This is a genomic window from Bacillus sp. BR3(2024), assembly GCF_039134555.1.
Taxonomy (GTDB): Bacteria; Bacillota; Bacilli; order Bacillales; family Bacillaceae_G; genus Bacillus_A; species Bacillus_A cereus.
The window spans coordinates 2,591,479-2,609,058 of sequence record NZ_CP152433.1; the positions used below are offsets into that span (position 1 = coordinate 2,591,479).

Here is a 17,580-nt window from a genome sequence, read left to right on the forward strand (position 1 = left end):
TCTATACAATAAATATAGAGAAACCTATTTGGATATCTATAATAGGGATTTTAATATAGTTACTGTATCTCATACAAATCACGTCACTTTAAAAGGTGCATCTTTTAATACGAAAATAAGCAATTTAATATTCTTTTATATGAATAAGAATATTAAATTGCTTTTTAGATTTTAGTATAATTTATTTATAGTTTTATTTTATTGCAAGCTTTATAATATGATATGCAAATTTATCACCTACTATTAGGAAAAGAGAATATTTTATAATTAATTTACACCATAAATTTTGTCCATGTTTTAAACAATATGTATTTTGGAGGAGGTTAATTTGATTTTTTCAAAACTCATTGATCGGTACGCCTTATATGATTTACACAAAAAAAGAAGTGTAGCGTTTCAGTATACTTCCCTTTCTAACACTTCATTAAATATAAAGGACATAGAATCTTTTTATAAAGTAAAACCATCACATATTCATTTTGACATTAAGCATTCAAAACAGGAAAAGGAATACATGGCTGGGCAATTCAAATATAAAAGCTCAGTTCAATCCGGTGATTCACGCAACGACTCTGTAACTGGGGAATTATTCTTACATAAAAATGAAAATGCACCTCATGTTATCTTTGTTCACGGTTGGAGAATGGATTCTAACGAACGTGTGAAAAGAATATTCCACGATCATATGACCAGCCTGAAGTGGAATATGTATTATTTCACTCTACCCTATCATTTTGAAAGAAAACCCGATCAATCCTTTTTCAGTGGAGAGTATATGGTAAGTGCAAATATTGAACGAACAGTACAAGCAACTAGACAAGCGGTAGCTGATTTAAGAGCTTTGATTAAATGGATTAAAGCAAATAAAAATGGTCCCCTGATTCTAATAGGAATTAGTTTAGGTGGATTTATTACTAACTTAACCTCTCTTGTTGAAGAAGAAATTGATGTGTTAGCATCCATTTTCTATGCAAATCGACTCTCTTATTCAATTTGGAATACAACTCCAGGTAAATTTATTAGAGAAGACTTGGAACATCATGGTGTAACGTATGATGATTTAATAGATTATTGGAAAATCACTGAACCGAGTCAAGCATTACCAAAAGTAAAAAAAGAAAATATTTTATTAATTTCAGGTAAGCACGATCTATATGTGCATTCTGAGGATACAGACTACTTGTGGAAATCTTGGGAAAGGCCTACACGATATATTTATACATGTGGGCATGCCGGGATAGTTCTTAAACGTAAAAAAATTGCAACTGATACTATTAATTTTATTCAGAATCGATTGAACTCCCCACATTTATCCAATGACAGGTCTTAAATTGTGAGATTACTAAGTAAGGTGTAGTACCAACATTCGTACACTAAGATTCTTTCAACATAAAGATTGTTGATAACTTGTACGTGTCAGTATGCTGGTGTTACTTTAAATACAAAGAGCATGTTTTAAACAAATGATAATAACATGCTCTAAACTTATCTATTTATTTTTATTTCTTACAGATATCTATAGATAATATTGAAACATCCCATGTATTAAAAAGTGTTCCCTGCAGTGCTTTTATGTATCGATCTGCTGACTTCTGAACAGCAAGGTCCACATGCTTTGACACGACTCGATGAAAAGCATTATAAATACGGTTGAATGGTAGCCCTTATACTATATCCGTCAGCTATTTTACTTTACTAGCAGTGGATGTAGATAACTGTACATGAAACTCACTCACTGACAGTTGGCAATCACTTGAAAAATATCACCTGTTAGCAAAATGTCTTAATATAATTTCCACCTTTCCAGTGTAAAACAGTTCTTCCTTTAAAATGACCTCCAAGACGATTTAATGTAATGACATTTGTTAATTCAAAAGACTCACATACTTGTATACTCAAAATCCCTTTGATTTGTTTTTTGATGGTAAAACATGTTTCTCTACTCTTTCATATAGAGTAAGCAACTTCTTGATAGAAGAAAATTTCGGTACTAACCAATACGAAAATAACGCTGAAACACATCCTATTAAAGCCCCTATTGCAACATCAAAAGGATAATGAACTCCTACCCAAATACGAGAGATCGCTACACAAAATGCAAGTATAAGCCATAACCACCCAATCTTTTTACGAACAAGCCAAAATGAAAAACAAATCGAAAAAAAGAGAATCGTATGGTCACTAGGAAATGAATTATCTATAGCATGATTGACAAGTTTATTAACATCAGGCAATACTGCAAACGGTTGATAATTCAATTGAAATTTCCCTGCTATTTTCCCGATTACCTCAGCAATTACAAAAGCAACCAGCGCTTGAATAACCATCATTCTACTTTTTCTGGACCCAGTAAACCAATAAGCTAAAATAATTAAAGCAAAAATATATACCATATATTCTGCCAAAAATACCACAGCTGAGTTTAGGAATGAATATTGTTTACCTAAATCATTAATTGCTCGAAATATATCAATATTAAATTGAGAAAAAGACATTTCAAATCCCTCCTTTTTAGTAAGGTGTTTTACTGATTTCCATATACTTTCATTACATAAATAGTTTTGGTTATTGTATCTATCTAAAAATATCAACCTCTTATGACATCACTTTCTTCTTTTTCACTTTAATAAAAAAAGAAAAAGGAAAACATCGAACTTTCTTACAAACATTCATGCATTCTTACAGTTTTGTCATTTTCTTGTCATTTTGTAAATAGGTTCATCGTCTTGCCTTTTGCTACTTTCAAGAACTCTTATATCTACAATTATGGAAACCCTAATTTCACATGAAAAAGAGAAGAACCTTGGTGAGTTCTTCTCTTTTTGTTTATTGAATTGTAATATAATTACAGTATGTGAAATTATATTATTTTAACTTTAAAACAAATGAACTTAATGCAGGAACTTTAATTTTATTGTCATGGACAACATAAAGTGGTTTACTTCCCGCCTGCTTCCCGTCTACTAGTACTTTCCAAGGCCCTTTCGATGGAAGTGTTATTTCAACCGCTTCTCTATTTGCATTGTGAGCCACCGTAAAGTATTCATTTTTATTCCCCTCTATTGTATAAGCTACCGTATTTTTCGGGGCACCTATAAATGAAACTTGTGTTTTTATTTGCGCTGCAGATGTCATTCGAAAAGCTGCGTATTTTTTGCGTAAATCTATTAATCCCTTCATATAATCTACTTCATTATTAAACGTTGCACGGCGCAGCCAATCCATCTGGTTAATTGAATCTGGAGATTTGTAACTATTATGATCACCATATTTCGTACGCATAAACTCTTGCCCTGCATGTAAGAATGGAATACCTTGTGATGTTAATAAAATCGAAGAAGACAATTTGTGCATTTGTTTTCGCACTTCTTCGTTATCACCTGAATTAGTCAACTCAAGTTTATCCCATAATGTATGATTGTCATGCGCTTCCACATAAGTTAGTACCTGTTCCGGATCTTGATAAGTAGACGAATTTGTATCGTAGTCAATACCTGCTGTAATGCCTTTTTTAATACGATCTTCCATGTTTTGCTTTCCATTTACAAATCCATTTTCTTTCTCCTCAAATACACTACCTTTCAATCCATCACGTATATCATCGTTGAAATGTGCAATCCCTTTCATTTTCTCTGCATTTTTTTGATTTGCTTTCAACTCAGCTGCAAGAGGTGTATTTAAATCCCAGCCTTCTCCGTGTAGTATAATAGAAGGGTCAATTTGATTCACAGCTTTACGTATTTCATTCATCGTTTCATAATCATGAATACCCATTAAATCAAAACGGAATCCATCTAAATTGTATTCTTTTGCCCAATATGTGACGGACTCTACCATAAACTTCCTCATCATTTTTCTTTCTGAAGCAGTATCATTTCCTACACCGGTTCCATTTGCAAATGTTCCATCTTCATTGTAACGATAATAATAACCTGGAACTAACTTATGGAAATTAGATTCAGCAGCGTTATACATATGGTTATATACTACATCCATCACCACTCGAAGATTATTATCATGTAGTGTTTGAACCATTTGCTTTAATTCAGTTATTCGCACAGTCGGCTCATAAGGATTTGTAGAATAGGAGCCTTCTGGAACGTTGAAATTTTTAGGATCATATCCCCAGTTATATTGCGGTTCATTTAAAGTCTCTTCATTTACAGAAGCATAATCAAATATCGGTAAAAACTGAACGTGAGTAACACCGAGATCCTTTATATGATCAAGTCCTGTTTTTACACCTTCTGGCCCTTTTGTTCCTTTTTCTGTTACACCTAAATACTTCCCTTTCTGTTTAATACCACTTTCAGGTTGAATGGAAAGATCACGTACATGTAACTCATAAATAATAGCATCTTCCGGATTTTTAAATTTTGGCTTTTTGTTTGCTTTCCATTTTTTCGGATTTGTTTCTTCTAAATTAACGACTGCACCTTTATCCCCATTTACAGAAGCAGCACGCACATATGGATCAACCGCTTCAGTCCACTTATCACCAATTTTGACCTTATACGTATAAAAGAGCCCTTTTTGGTTCCCCTTTAGTTCTGATGTCCAAGTTCCCTTTTCACCTTGTTGCATGTTTATTTCAGTACCTATTTTATCGTTCCATTTTTTATATGTAACTAACTTCGCTTCGCTTGCAGTAGGAGCCCATAAACGGAACTTTGTATGTTGCGGAGTATATGTATTTCCTAAATCGTTACCACCATAATAAAATAAATTATCAAATTCTTCGCTACGAATGACTTTACCAATTTCAGTATTCGTATCAGCTAAGTTTTCTATTTTAACTTTGTATGTTTGTTTTAAATCAATTTTCTGTTCCGTAATTATTTTGACCTTATTAGTAATATCGCCACTGTTTATATCATAAGGAGTAATATTCTTAATTTTAATGCCTTCAATTTCAATTTTCTTTTCCTTAATATTAAACGGGACATTAGTCGTTACAGTAATTTCATGGAGACTATCAATAGTTGCTTTTTGAATTGAGAGATCCGATGAAGGCTTAGAGTTATATACTTTTTCATCACCCGAAAGGATCCATACTTCAGCACGACCGTCCTTTATATTTTCAATCCAACGATCCCCACCATCTTTTTCCCATTCATTTGTTCGAACTATAAATCCTACACGATTATAGTCACCGTCTATTTTTATCTTAGCGTATTTTCCAAATTCATCTTCACCAGTAAATTGATAAGATGTACCATTTGCATTTTCTCCCCATAACCAAAGATTCCAGTCTTTTGTATTTCCAAGCTTTTCTTTGTAATGAATGATAATTTCAGTTGTTTTCGAATTTGAAACTGCCTTCACACTCTGAAAGGAGAAAACAGATGATAACATAACGATTAAAGTAAGTAATAAAACTGTTTTGTTAATTAATCTTTTTGTAATTTGCATCACATACACCCTTTCTTCAAATATTACTAACGATTTATTATGCTTACACTGAATAACACTGCTTAAATTAATCTAGAAATCTCTTTTACTTCACCTCCATATCGGCTATTTTCACGTATGTATTTCAATGACCTTTTAATACGAAAACGTTTGCATTAGTACTTAAAAAAATAGATTTGTTTATGCCTTCATATATTTGTAAATACTAAAAGATCAGGGAAAACATTTTAAAGCAATCGTTTGTTATCGCTTTCATTTTATAGACTTTCTATCAAGAGGTCAATATATTATTAATTTTCTGTTTTTATATATTTTAAACCTTATTTATTTGTCACAACTTCTTACAGATAAAGTGCCTCATTATTGCTTAGTCAGTTTATTTTCAACGATACATTGCCACGTAAAAAACAGCTAATATCCTTAAAATGACATTAGCTGTTTTTCATAATGTATTAATATATGAATGATAACTATATTTCTAAATTACTTAATTTTTGCTGCATCAAATGCTTTTTGAACTGCTTGAACTTCAGCTGTATTCGCACCATATTTATTAGTTGCCACTCGAATACATGCTGATCTCAATTCTTTGAAATTAGAAGTCATGTTTAACTCATCTGTATTTGCATAATAGAAAATATCAAACATTTTATCTTCACCAATTCCTTTAACAGTTACTCCGTTATGAGTTCCGCCTTTTGCAATCAGATACGCAACTTTATTAATAATACTTGAATTAAAATGAACACCGCCTTGATCCCATCCATTAAAATCGTTAAATTCACTGTAATCATCTGGATAAGGCACTCCAAGTGAAGATGGAACAGAAGCTGGGTTTTCCATATCACGGAAAACAGATCCCGTTTGTTCTCCCATTGTCCAGTTAAAGTTTCCATTATTTACGTATTTCTCAATAGATGTTCCCATAATATCAGATAGCGCCTCATTAATCGCACCGGATTCCCCGTAATATTCAAGATTAGATTCGCTAGAAGTAACAGCATGTGTAAATTCATGTCCAGCTACGTCATATGCTTTAACAATAGGATCGCCATATACAAGCATACTTCCATTATTAGCACTTAATGCATTCTGCCAATTTTTCGGATCATTCGTCTCTTCAGAATCCCAAGCGTGTACAACTGAAACTACCTTTTGTCCCTTATTATCAAAGCTATTACGCTTGTATTTATCTTTATAAAAATCAAATACTTTTGTTGCTAAGTAATGAGCACTTACTGCTTTTGGATCGTTAAATGTTGCCGAAGTACTTGTCGCTAATGTACCAGGATAATAGCTTTCTTCTTTAGTAATATCTCTGTAATTCACATCATATGTTTCAATGCCTTGCCCTCTTGTATAATCAGCAAGAGCATATTTGCCATTACTTTGTTTAGATATACCAAATGAACGATTAATACCTAAATCATCTTTTCCTGTTCCGGTTAATGATGTAAGACTGCTTTGTTTACTTTTCTTTAAAGCTCCAACTAGTTTGTCACTGGCCTTTAAGTTAGATTCTTGTACCATATTTTTTAACATATCACCATTTTGTGCATTTACTAAATAAGTACCAGAAACATAGTTTGGTGTTGCAGCTTCAAATTTAACTTGGTATGCATTTTTAGCTTGTCCATTATTTTCATCAACAAAAATAACCTCTTTAACTTCTGGCTCAGTAATAAACTTGATATCATTCCCGTACTTCGTATAAATAAATTGTTTTGCTTCATCTTTTGATAGATTAATAGGTTTTTTCAATTCTTCTTGTTTTAAATTTTGCGCGCTATCACCTGAAACACTTTTAATAACACCCTTATTATCTACGTGTGCAGTTAATTGATGTCCATATACTTCTTTTCCTTCGTATGTTTGCTGCATACGCACAAGTGTAGTTCCATCATACGAACCACGTTTTTGAAGGACTTTATAATCTACTCCTGCTTCTCCATTGACTTGTTTTTGGGACAGAGCTTGTTCTGTTTTCTCCTTAAGTGCATCCTTTACTACATTTTCTGGTGCCTTTTGTGACGGCTGTGTAAGTTCACCCGAACGGAACGATTCCTCCTGAATTTGAACTTGTAGTTGATCTGTTTCCTCTGCATGACCTACCCCATATGGTGCCACAGCTGTTAAAGCTAATCCTGTTGTTAATGCTACCTTAGTTAATGTCTTTTTGTTTTTCATTATTTCACCTCGTATAATTTTTGAAATAGAAAGCTTGTACAAAGTATACTGTCTATTAATGTCTAAAAAAAGAGAAAATACACAATTTATGTAACATTATGCAAAATTACATAAATTGTGGTCAATATTATAAATAATGAACGGAACACATATGTACATTAATTTGAATAAAAGAGAGTCCTTATAGGTGCTCACCCAATTGGTTAGTTATTAATTCTATATTCATTGTAATAAAAGTATACTTACCTCTAAATAACAACATAAAAACCCACTCTTTACTATTGTAAGAGTGGGTTTAATGTTATTAAAATAACAATTACTATAAGAAATTTTATAATTTATATTTTTTTAGTAATCCTACTAAGTTTTTTGTAAAATTCACCTTTTGTCTTTACATGATTAAACTGATTTGGATTAATATTTGCTTTTTGTGAGAGTAATATAATCTCTTCTTTTGAAATTGAGTCTTTCGTATTTATAGATGCTATATTTGTGTATTTTCCGTCTTCTGTTTTTGGAATTTCTAAAATCCCTTTATTCACAAGATCAACTACCGCCTTATGCTCTGAAGAATGTAAATCTACACCAGTAATTTTCCAATTATGCATAACTTTTGGTGTGTATACACCGTTCTTTACCTCTTTTAAATATGTAATAGCAAGGTTACGAATGGTTCCGCCTGTTTCTCCAAATGCATTCTCTTGTTTAGATGACCAAATTTGTTCAAACTTACGCCCCTCTAAAGCTCCACCTTTTGCCTGAAGAGCCTCCATTCTATATGCATTCATTCCCAACGTCATAACATCGCTCATTTTGATTGGTTTGTTTGTACGAATAGAGCGTAAATTTGTAATTCTGCTTCCATATGGTTTTGTTAAGTCAATTTCGTATTTTACGCCTCCAAAGAAATCGTTCGTACTGTATTTAGATGCACGGCGGGTTTTATCAAAGCTAACGGTTACATCTCCGGCACGAGATGAGTTAAAATATCCTGCTGCCCATTCCATATAGTCTTTTAAATCTTTTCCAGAAATCTTATATACTGTAATTTCTCCCAAGGCATATTGGTAATTGTACGCAATATCTTTTTTCTTAATAGGGCCTGTATCTAAACGGGCATAATCATTATCAATTTGATGGGCTACTACATCTGCTTTACTGTAGTAGAGCATAACTTCATGAAAGAAATCTGATAAAGGTGTTTCTTGAATCTGAACACTTGGAATACCCTTTATTTCATTTTCAGGAACAAGATTTCTACCCTTTAATTGAGCGACTACAACATTTGCATCTCCTCTCGCATATTCGTGAAAAGGTGTTAATGTTTCTTCAAGTGTAGGATCGGATAATATCGTTGTCCCATCAGCATTTTTTACAGGTATAGCGGTAGCAGTTTTATTTTTTAAAGCCAACTTCCCATCTTGCTTTGTAAAAGTAAGGTCAATACGTGAAATATGTGTTCCATATTTATCTGGTTCTGTAATAATTACGCCATTTACAACTTCTTTTTTTACAAGTTTATGCATATGAGCCGCAAAAATAGCACTTAGTTCCGGACAAGCATTTGCAATATCTTGAACACCAGTACCAGGGATACCATTCTCATTTTCTAGTCCCATATGCATAACTCCTACCATTACATCTACTTTACCTTCTAATTCCTTAATTGCCTTTTTCGTCTCTTCTACCGGATTTTTCACCACTAAACCATTTAAGTGATCTGTCCCTTTTTCAAAATCACTAATCATTGGTGTATTCATACCAATAATCCCAACTTTAATTCCACCTTTTTCTACAATTGTATATGCAGGAAGAAAGCGCTCTCCATTTTCCTTGTAAATATTTCCTGCTAACGTTTTTCCCTTATATTGCTCACTAACTTTTTTCAATGTATCTAATCCAAAGTTGAATTCATGATTTCCAAATGCCCAGGCATCATATCCCATTGTATTCATCGCTACCATCATTGGCGATTGTGGCTTATCGTTGAATAATTCTACTGAGTTTCCTTGAATTGTATCCCCGGCATCTACTAATATGGTATTTGGATTTTCTTGACGGACCTTCTTTATAACCGTATAAAGCTGCGTCAAACTTCCACTCATATTTGCTCCATCAAGCGCATAATCCCAAGGCATAAATCTACCATGAATATCTGCAGTACCTAACAATGTAATATTAACTTCAGATTCCTCAGCCTTAGAGATAGATGGTTTGACTATTACTGCCGTTCCAAGCAGTAATAAAATTACAAAGTAACATACATAGTTCTTCCATTTCATTTTTTGCATAATAATAATATTTCTCCCCTTTTTGTACTTTCATAAAGTTGCTTGAACTTTAAAAATGTAACTTATTATTCAGGAAACTTCAACTACAAAAGATAATTTTGAAGGTGGTTCTGTTGCAAAAATAAAGAGAATAAATTGCATACATCCCCTAACAGAATTGTATTTTATCGTTTTCTGACAGAATACTCCTTCCTTAAGCGTGTGAAGTGTACTTTCAAAAAAATAACCCCGCTCTTCATTTAAGACGGGGTTACACTTATACAGAAAATCGGATAGTTTCATATTTTCTTAAGCTTATTGGTCACTTTCAACTAATTTCATTCTATTTTTGTTTTCTTCTGAATCAATATGAATCAACCGTTTCCCCTGTTTATAATACGTATCAATAAATAGGGAATAATTTTTACTTTTCAATTTCACAAAGCAATTTTATCTCTTTTATTTGTGAAATATGACGCTGTTCATGTAAATAGATCAATTCTATCCACTGATCAAGGGATAATTCTCCAAGAGCTGGATGCATCACTGATTTTTTCGCTAATATAGACTCATCTTCTATTGTACTCAGGAAACGCATCAATTCTTTTCTTGATTCGTTTAGCATATTGAGCATTTGCTCCACTTCAAATGGTTCTATACTTGGTTCAATCATTTCTGGAGCTATAAACTTTTTCGTTCTATCTAATAAAATAGTGTGAATTTCTTTACGCTCATTTTGGGTACTATCTAACTTTTTTAACCCTGAGGAAATAACTGTTATCACTCTCTCATCTAATAAAACTAAATGATGACAAACTTGTGCAATACTCCATTTATCCTTATCTGGTTTCCTATTAAATTGAGCATCACTCAACAAAGTAATTTCCTCAAATAATTGATCTCTCGTTTCATAAAACTTGTCATTTACAAATGTATCCATGTGGATTCTCCTTTCATTGCAACCTACATACTTAAATTTCTACGCTAGAGATATTATCTTCAAAAAAAGTTTTTCTTTCACTACTATTCCAATTTTATTTTAAAGCCACAAATGAACTTATTTGTTTTTTTATATCTTTTTAATTGGCACAAATAAATCAACCTTTAACTTTCCGTCTAGATCTTCAGCAACATTATTTAAGCAAAACTCTAAATTATCTCTATCATAATCTGCATCATACTCACTATTTGGTAGCCACTCTACATACATGTATTGATACGCTTCACTTAATTTATGAGGTTCATCATAGAACTGGTATAGACCATATGTACCTCCATCTAATTTTTTAAATTGCACATCATGATACTTTTCTTTATCGAAGTTTTCAGGAATCGTAACACATGCATCATGCCGGCACTTATGACTTGCAACAAGTTCAGGATTATCCAATGATATTCCGATAAATGATTGCTCTGGTGGATACAGTTTATTTTCAATTGACCAATTCAGTAACTTTCCCCAGTGATCTTGCGGTTCAAAGTAGCTACCAGTTCGTCTTATATACGCTACTTCTAATGGTGGTAATTTTTTTATAACAACTTTCATTTATATCTTCTCCCCTATAAATATGTACACTGTTTAATTAGCTTTCTTTAACATTTATTCCTTCTTAAATAAAAAGAATTCTCTAATCATATAAAGTGAAACTTTAATCAGCGGGAGATGAATTTGAATTGAAATATAATTGATTACTATTACTACTAAAGTAGTATGTACTTTCATACTTTTATTTGATTTTACATTCTTTTTAAATCGATATATTAATTGTAAGAAAATAAAAAGGTGGAGGATTTTAATTGATTAAAGGAATATACGAAGCGCATTTACCAGTGAGTAATTTACAACAATCTATCGAATTTTATGAAAAACTAGGGTTGAAGTTAGCCTGGAGCGATGAATCAACAGCATTCTTTTGGATTGAGGAAGGGAAAAGTTGGCTAGGATTATGGGCGGGCTCTGAATACGAAACAAAATATCATCCTTCTTTACGTCATATTGCATTTAGAGTTTCCTATGAGGATTTAAAAGAATCATTACATTGGTTACACTCACTTCAAATTAAAGCTGTTCCGTTTGGGAGTAATGAATCTATTGAACCCTTTGTCCGTCCACATCAAGGTAATGCATCTGTTTATTTTATTGATCCAGATGGTAATAGCTTAGAACTTATTTGTCATATTGTTGTACCTAACGCACTAAAACATATAACTGATAAATTATCCTTTAAAGATTGGGAGACGCTATTAGCTGACACATTTGAATGAATATTAGTTATAAATCATAATGGCTCGCTTTTATTTTTATAACATGTATAACAATCTTGAATAATAATGTCCTATCAATTTATCATTAAATAAATGTAAAAAATGACCCTATTTATTCATTTTTAATGCGTATGTATGTACATTTGTTAATTTATTCGATATATTATGGGTATTGAATGATTACGTAAAGTGTATAGGTCGCTTATATAACACCTTATATTTTTATATCCGTGAAAACTACAAAGTGTATGAAAATCCATTTGTCAAATGAATTTAGTGCGGAAGGAGGTTTGTGGTTACTTCATAGGGTATAATAATCAGTTTTTTACTGATAAAAATATAGGAGGCGACATAATGTTTCGTACGATTTCAAATTTCATGAGAGTAGCTGAGATAAGAAGGAAAATCCTTTTTACACTAGCGATGTTAATCGTTTTTCGAATTGGCACGTTTATTCCAGTTCCTCATACTAACGCAGAGGTATTAAAAGTACAAGATCAAGCTAACGTTCTAGGTATGTTAAACGTATTTGGTGGAGGAGCATTGCAACATTTCTCAATCTTTGCTGTAGGTATTACACCATATATTACAGCTTCCATCATAGTACAATTACTACAAATGGATGTTATACCTAAGTTTTCGGAATGGGCAAAGCAAGGAGAAATGGGCCGTAAGAAATCAGCTCAATTCACTCGATACTTTACAATCATTCTCGCATTCATACAGGCCATCGGAATGTCTTATGGCTTTAATAATATAGCAGGTGGACAATTAATAACAGATCAAAGCTGGACTACATACTTATTTATTGCGACAGTTTTAACTGCAGGTACTGCATTTTTACTTTGGTTAGGCGAACAAATTACCGCTAACGGAGTTGGTAATGGTATTTCGATGATTATCTTCGCAGGTCTCGTTGCCGCGATTCCAAATGTTGCAAATCAAATTTATTTACAACAATTCCAAAATGCTGGCGATCAGCTATTTATGCACATAATAAAAATTGTTTTAATTGGACTCGTAATTTTAGCGATAGTTGTTGGTGTTATTTACATTCAACAAGCTGTACGTAAAATACCGATCCAATATGCAAAAGCTGTTTCAGGAAACACTCAATATCAAGGAGCAAAAAACACTCATTTACCGCTTAAAGTAAATAGTGCTGGTGTTATACCAGTTATCTTTGCTTCTGCATTTTTAATGACGCCGCGTACAATTGCGCAACTTTTCCCTGATTCAAGCGTATCAAAATGGTTAGTTGCAAATCTTGATTTCGCACATCCAATTGGAATGACACTTTATGTCGGTCTTATCGTTGCTTTCACATACTTCTACGCATTTATTCAAGTAAATCCTGAACAAATGGCTGAGAATTTGAAAAAGCAAAATGGATATGTTCCTGGTATTCGTCCTGGTAAAGCAACTGAACAATATGTAACTAAAATTCTATACCGTTTAACATTTATCGGTGCAATTTTCTTAGGTGCTATTTCTATATTACCGCTCGTATTCACGAAAATTGCTACGTTACCACCTTCTGCTCAAATTGGTGGTACAAGCTTACTTATCATTGTCGGTGTAGCACTAGAAACTATGAAGACGTTAGAAAGCCAGCTTGTAAAACGTCATTATAAAGGCTTTATTAAAAAAGTGAATTAATTATCAAAAACACAGTTGGTTATTTTTCCAACTGTGTTTTTGATTTTATCAGTCCTGTAATATACAGGGCTGTTGCTTTATTAAACTACATCTCCTTCTCTAATAACCGCCCTTTTTTGAAATAAGTCCGTAGTGTTGAACGATTGGCCAAAAATACACCAATCAATATAAGACAAGCCCCCATTCCCATTGTAGGATTTAAAGGCTCTCCTAAAATGATATATCCCACAATTATTGCAATTAATGGTGATACATATAACCACGTCGATGGAAATATTGGATTTGTTTTTGATAAGAGCCAGTAATATAATCCGTGTCCACCAATCGATCCGATAAATATGAGATATAAAATAGGCCATTGCACACTCCATGAAGTTAATACGGTTACATTTGGTTGTTCTACAATAATAGATGCGATTAGTAGTAAAATCCCTCCATAAAACATTTGAATACCGTTAATAAGAAATGGTGATACATTTGATAAATCTGACAGTATTTCTTTCGAACGAATAGAGCCTATTCCGTAAAATAGCTCCCCTATAACTAAAACAATACAAGCAATACTCCATATGAAACTTACTTGTTGATGCATTCCTGGTAAAGAAACAAATATAACACCTATTAGTGCAATAACTAAAGCAACGAGTTGTTCCTTTTGTAATTTCTCCCTATTCCTCTTTGCTTGTATTAATAAAATCATCATTGGTCCCGTAGCAGAAAGAACAGCAGCTAATCCCGAAGAAATATATTGTTCTGACCAATATAAACTTGCGAATGTCATAAATGTTAAACAAAATCCAGCATACATAATACGTTTTGAAAATATATGTGGCATAATTTCTTTTCGCTTTAATTTAAAAATAATCATAAGGATTATACCCGCTAAAAAGAAACGAATTCCTGCTGAAAACAACGGTGGCGCTCCTGCTTCAATTCCAATTTTAATCGTTAAAAATGTTGTCCCGAAAATAATACATACTAAAATGTAATTAAAAATGACCATTTTACTTCCTCCTTTTTACTCTTAAAATGAGTATAGAGGCTATGGTGTATAACAGTGTATCGGTACATATAACAGTTACTTCAAGTTGTAGTTGATTCCCTATATATTTTCCACTTTAATTAAATTAAAAAGAAAAATAGGTGAACCTATGAAGATTGTATTGCGTAAAGAATCAAACATACCGTATTACAAGCAAATATATATGCAAATTGTTGAAAGAGTACAAAGTGGTATGCTTTCACATGGTGAATCCCTTCCTTCTTTACGTTGTATGGCCACAGATTTACAAATCAATGTATTAACTGTTCGTAAAGCTTATAAACAGTTAGAAACGAAAGGGTATATACGCATCGAACAAGGAAAAGGTGCTTACATATATAAACGTGTAAAGAAAGATTTCAAACCGATACCGTATAAATGGCAACAATCAAGATCTATTAATGTTATGCGTTCTCAATATGCAATGAATAAACACCGTAAATATTATGATTTTTCACAAGCAATTCTGTATCCCCGTCTGTTACCAAATCCATTTTTGGCAGACGAAATGCATAAATTGCTGGATAAAAATCCGATGTTGTTAGCAACTTATGGGCCAGTTCAAGGCGATTATGAATTGCGAGTTGAAATAGTAAATTACTTATATGAACACCAGAATTTAGTGACAGACCCATCTCAATTATTAATTACAAGCGGAGCACAACAAGGAATTGATTTAATTGCTCAAACATTATTAAAACCTGGAGATATCGTATTAGTAGAAAGTCCATGTTACAGTGCCGCGCTTGATGTTTTCATCAATAAAGGTGTTCAAATCATTCCCGTTTCTCTTGATAATCATGGAGTTCGCTCCGACTTAATTGATGATATTTGTCAAAGTAAAAATCCCGTTTTATTGTATACGAATCCCACCTTTCAGAATCCGACAGGTACAGTAATGAGTAAAGAACGAAGAATGGAACTTATAGAACTAGCGGAGCTATATCAATTTTTTATTATTGAAGATGATTCTTTCGGAGAAATATATTTTGAGGATGCTATAGTCCCGCCCCCAATCAAAAGTTTTGATAAGGATGGCCACGTAATATATATAAAAGGATTTAGTAAAACGTTAGCACCAGGACTGCGTATCGCGGCACTTATTGCCGATGGTCCTATTTTTGAATGGCTATATGCAGTAAAAGGTTCAATGGATATCGGTAGTCCTTTATTAACACAAAAGGCACTTCTACCGTTTTTACGTGCAGAACGTATGAAAAACCATTTAGAAAAATTACGTACAGCTTTACAAATGAGACGTGATTTAACAATTGATATATTATCGCCATTAAAAGAACTACACTTTGAAATACCAAATGGAGGTTTTAATTTATGGGTGACACTGCCTGATTCGATAGATCCCTTTACCTTATTACAAAAAGCAAATGAAGTAGATGTCTCTTTTTTACCAGGAACAGCTTGTCTATTAAACTACGAAACAAATGATAACCAATTAAGAATTAGCTATTCAATGTTAAACGAGAAAGATATGGAAATTGGATTAGAGAAATTACATGATACAATACGAAAAAGTATTTGTTAGAAGCAATATCACATTAGCCAACAATAAATAATACCCGCAAATGAAAATGTATAGTATGGGATATTATCTATTGTTGAGCTTTTTCGTTATTCAAATCTAGTTACTCTATAAGCTGTAATCTTTATTATCATTCCACTTTAACTACAATCTTTCCTCTAACATGTTGTCCTTCACTCAAAATATGAGCTTCTCGAACTCCTGCTTCATTAAATGGCACCACTTTACTTATGATTGGTTTGATTTTTCCGTTTACAATTAAAGCTGATAATTCTTCTAATTGTTTTCCATTTGGTTTTAGCCATAAAAATCCTGATTTTATTCCTTCTACTTTTTGTAGTGGTTCATGAACAATGGAAACTAGAACACCACCAGGTTTAATAATTCGAAAACTTTTTTCTTGCACTTCGCCACCTATTGTATCTAACACAATATCAAAATCTGATACTAGTTCTTCAAATTTATCTTTTTTATAATCAATAACGAGATCCGCTCCTAAAGACTGTAAAAATTCTTTATTTTTACTACTAGCAGTCGTGGCAACAAAAGCTCCAAATGATTTTGCGATTTGGATTGCCAAACTTCCAACGCCACCAGCTCCAGCATGAATGAATACACGGTCATTCTCTTTTATTTTTGCGTAATCTACAAGACTTTGCCACGCTGTAAGTCCTGCAAGAGGAATAGAAGCTGCTTCTTCGTAACTAATATTATTAGGCATATGTGATACTAAATCTAATTGTACTGCAATGAATTCAGCATAAGATCCGCTTCCTATATTTTCAGGTTTCGTAAACACTTTATCTCCTATATTGAAACACTCTACATCTTCTCCAACTTCTTCAATAACTCCAGCTACATCTAATCCTAAAGTGATTGGAAATGAAAAGCGTAACTGTTCTTGTAAGTCACCTTTTCTTATTTTCCAATCAACTGGATTAACAGATGTTGCATAAATACGTATTAATACCTCATTATTCTTAACAACCGGTTTTAAAACTTGTCTTTCTTTCAATTCTTCAACACTGCCATATCGATCAATAACGATTGCTTTCATTTCCTCTCCTCTCCTCCTTGCTGTTTATTTTAATAACATACAATTATTTCTCAAAATTTTTTGCCTTGAATTACCATATACTTATTTTTGGGGGTAATTATGCAAAAAGCATTATAAAGTGAAACTTTAATCATTCCTCACCAACCGG

The 17,580-nt window shown here is 32.7% G+C and carries 12 protein-coding genes and 1 pseudogene; 4 read left to right on the forward strand and 9 right to left on the reverse strand.

Annotated elements, in window-relative coordinates:
* Positions 1-328: 328 nt before the first annotated feature.
* Positions 329-1,330: an alpha/beta hydrolase family protein gene (locus V7S45_RS13365; RefSeq protein WP_000577717.1), complete on the forward strand. Its 1,002-nt coding sequence runs from the start codon at positions 329-331 to the stop codon at positions 1,328-1,330.
* Between the two features lie 169 nt (positions 1,331-1,499).
* On the opposite strand, the pseudogene V7S45_RS13370 reads toward V7S45_RS13365, so the two are convergent.
* The 7 genes and pseudogenes from V7S45_RS13370 to V7S45_RS13400 all read right to left on the reverse strand — a co-directional run.
* Positions 1,500-1,881, reverse strand: a pseudogene (locus V7S45_RS13370) (hypothetical protein); the annotation flags it as partial.
* A 14-nt stretch (positions 1,882-1,895) separates the two neighbouring features.
* A complete protein-coding gene (locus tag V7S45_RS13375; RefSeq protein ID WP_342761901.1) occupies positions 1,896-2,495 on the reverse strand; it encodes an undecaprenyl-diphosphatase in 600 nt (199 codons plus the stop codon).
* Positions 2,496-2,865: 370 nt separating this feature from the next.
* A complete protein-coding gene (pulA, locus tag V7S45_RS13380) occupies positions 2,866-5,412 on the reverse strand; it encodes a type I pullulanase (protein WP_088344321.1) in 2,547 nt (848 codons plus the stop codon).
* A gap of 483 nt (positions 5,413-5,895) precedes the next feature.
* Positions 5,896-7,599 (reverse strand): M4 family metallopeptidase, encoded by a 1,704-nt coding sequence (locus V7S45_RS13385; protein WP_088344319.1) that lies wholly within the window; start codon positions 7,597-7,599, stop codon positions 5,896-5,898.
* Positions 7,600-7,937: 338 nt separating this feature from the next.
* Positions 7,938-9,890: a 5'-nucleotidase C-terminal domain-containing protein gene (locus tag V7S45_RS13390; protein WP_001171089.1), complete on the reverse strand. Its 1,953-nt coding sequence runs from the start codon at positions 9,888-9,890 to the stop codon at positions 7,938-7,940.
* Between the two features lie 403 nt (positions 9,891-10,293).
* Positions 10,294-10,809, reverse strand: coding sequence for a DinB family protein (locus V7S45_RS13395; RefSeq protein ID WP_000379366.1), 516 nt, complete (start codon positions 10,807-10,809; stop codon positions 10,294-10,296).
* A gap of 129 nt (positions 10,810-10,938) precedes the next feature.
* Positions 10,939-11,415, reverse strand: a complete 477-nt coding sequence (locus V7S45_RS13400; protein ID WP_000869612.1) for a GyrI-like domain-containing protein — start codon at positions 11,413-11,415, stop codon at positions 10,939-10,941.
* A gap of 251 nt (positions 11,416-11,666) precedes the next feature.
* On the opposite strand from V7S45_RS13400, the gene V7S45_RS13405 reads away from it, so the two are divergent.
* Complete coding sequence (locus V7S45_RS13405; protein WP_000589640.1) at positions 11,667-12,134, forward strand: VOC family protein; 468 nt, start codon at positions 11,667-11,669, stop codon at positions 12,132-12,134.
* Between the two features lie 354 nt (positions 12,135-12,488).
* Positions 12,489-13,793 carry a preprotein translocase subunit SecY gene (secY, locus tag V7S45_RS13410; protein ID WP_088344317.1) on the forward strand — a complete coding sequence of 435 codons (1,305 nt, stop codon included), beginning with the start codon at positions 12,489-12,491 and terminating at the stop codon, positions 13,791-13,793.
* Between the two features lie 85 nt (positions 13,794-13,878).
* Here the strand turns inward: secY and V7S45_RS13415 are convergent, their stop codons facing one another.
* Complete coding sequence (locus V7S45_RS13415; protein WP_088344315.1) at positions 13,879-14,796, reverse strand: EamA family transporter; 918 nt, start codon at positions 14,794-14,796, stop codon at positions 13,879-13,881.
* 148 nt (positions 14,797-14,944) lie between these two features.
* Between V7S45_RS13415 and V7S45_RS13420 the strand changes: the two genes are divergently transcribed.
* A complete protein-coding gene (locus tag V7S45_RS13420; RefSeq protein ID WP_088344313.1) occupies positions 14,945-16,378 on the forward strand; it encodes a PLP-dependent aminotransferase family protein in 1,434 nt (477 codons plus the stop codon).
* Positions 16,379-16,505: 127 nt separating this feature from the next.
* On the opposite strand, the gene V7S45_RS13425 is transcribed toward V7S45_RS13420, so the two are convergent.
* The gene (locus tag V7S45_RS13425; protein ID WP_000644580.1) at positions 16,506-17,432 is read right to left on the reverse strand and encodes an NADP-dependent oxidoreductase; all 927 of its coding nucleotides are present in this window, start codon (positions 17,430-17,432) and stop codon (positions 16,506-16,508) included.
* Positions 17,433-17,580: the final 148 nt, after the last annotated feature.

Bases quoted from the DNA above. Each gene is read 5' to 3' on its own strand.
- V7S45_RS13375 (WP_342761901.1), bottom strand. From the start codon at position 2,495: ATGTCTTTTTCTCAATTTAATATTGATATATTTCGAGCAATTAATGAT.
- pulA (WP_088344321.1), bottom strand. From the start codon at position 5,412: ATGCAAATTACAAAAAGATTAATTAACAAAACAGTTTTATTACTTACT.
- V7S45_RS13385 (WP_088344319.1), bottom strand. From the start codon at position 7,599: ATGAAAAACAAAAAGACATTAACTAAGGTAGCATTAACAACAGGATTA.
- V7S45_RS13390 (WP_001171089.1), bottom strand. From the start codon at position 9,890: ATGCAAAAAATGAAATGGAAGAACTATGTATGTTACTTTGTAATTTTA.
- V7S45_RS13395 (WP_000379366.1), bottom strand. From the start codon at position 10,809: ATGGATACATTTGTAAATGACAAGTTTTATGAAACGAGAGATCAATTA.
- V7S45_RS13400 (WP_000869612.1), bottom strand. From the start codon at position 11,415: ATGAAAGTTGTTATAAAAAAATTACCACCATTAGAAGTAGCGTATATA.
- secY (WP_088344317.1), top strand. From the start codon at position 12,489: ATGTTTCGTACGATTTCAAATTTCATGAGAGTAGCTGAGATAAGAAGG.
- V7S45_RS13415 (WP_088344315.1), bottom strand. From the start codon at position 14,796: ATGGTCATTTTTAATTACATTTTAGTATGTATTATTTTCGGGACAACA.
- V7S45_RS13420 (WP_088344313.1), top strand. From the start codon at position 14,945: ATGAAGATTGTATTGCGTAAAGAATCAAACATACCGTATTACAAGCAA.
- V7S45_RS13425 (WP_000644580.1), bottom strand. From the start codon at position 17,432: ATGAAAGCAATCGTTATTGATCGATATGGCAGTGTTGAAGAATTGAAA.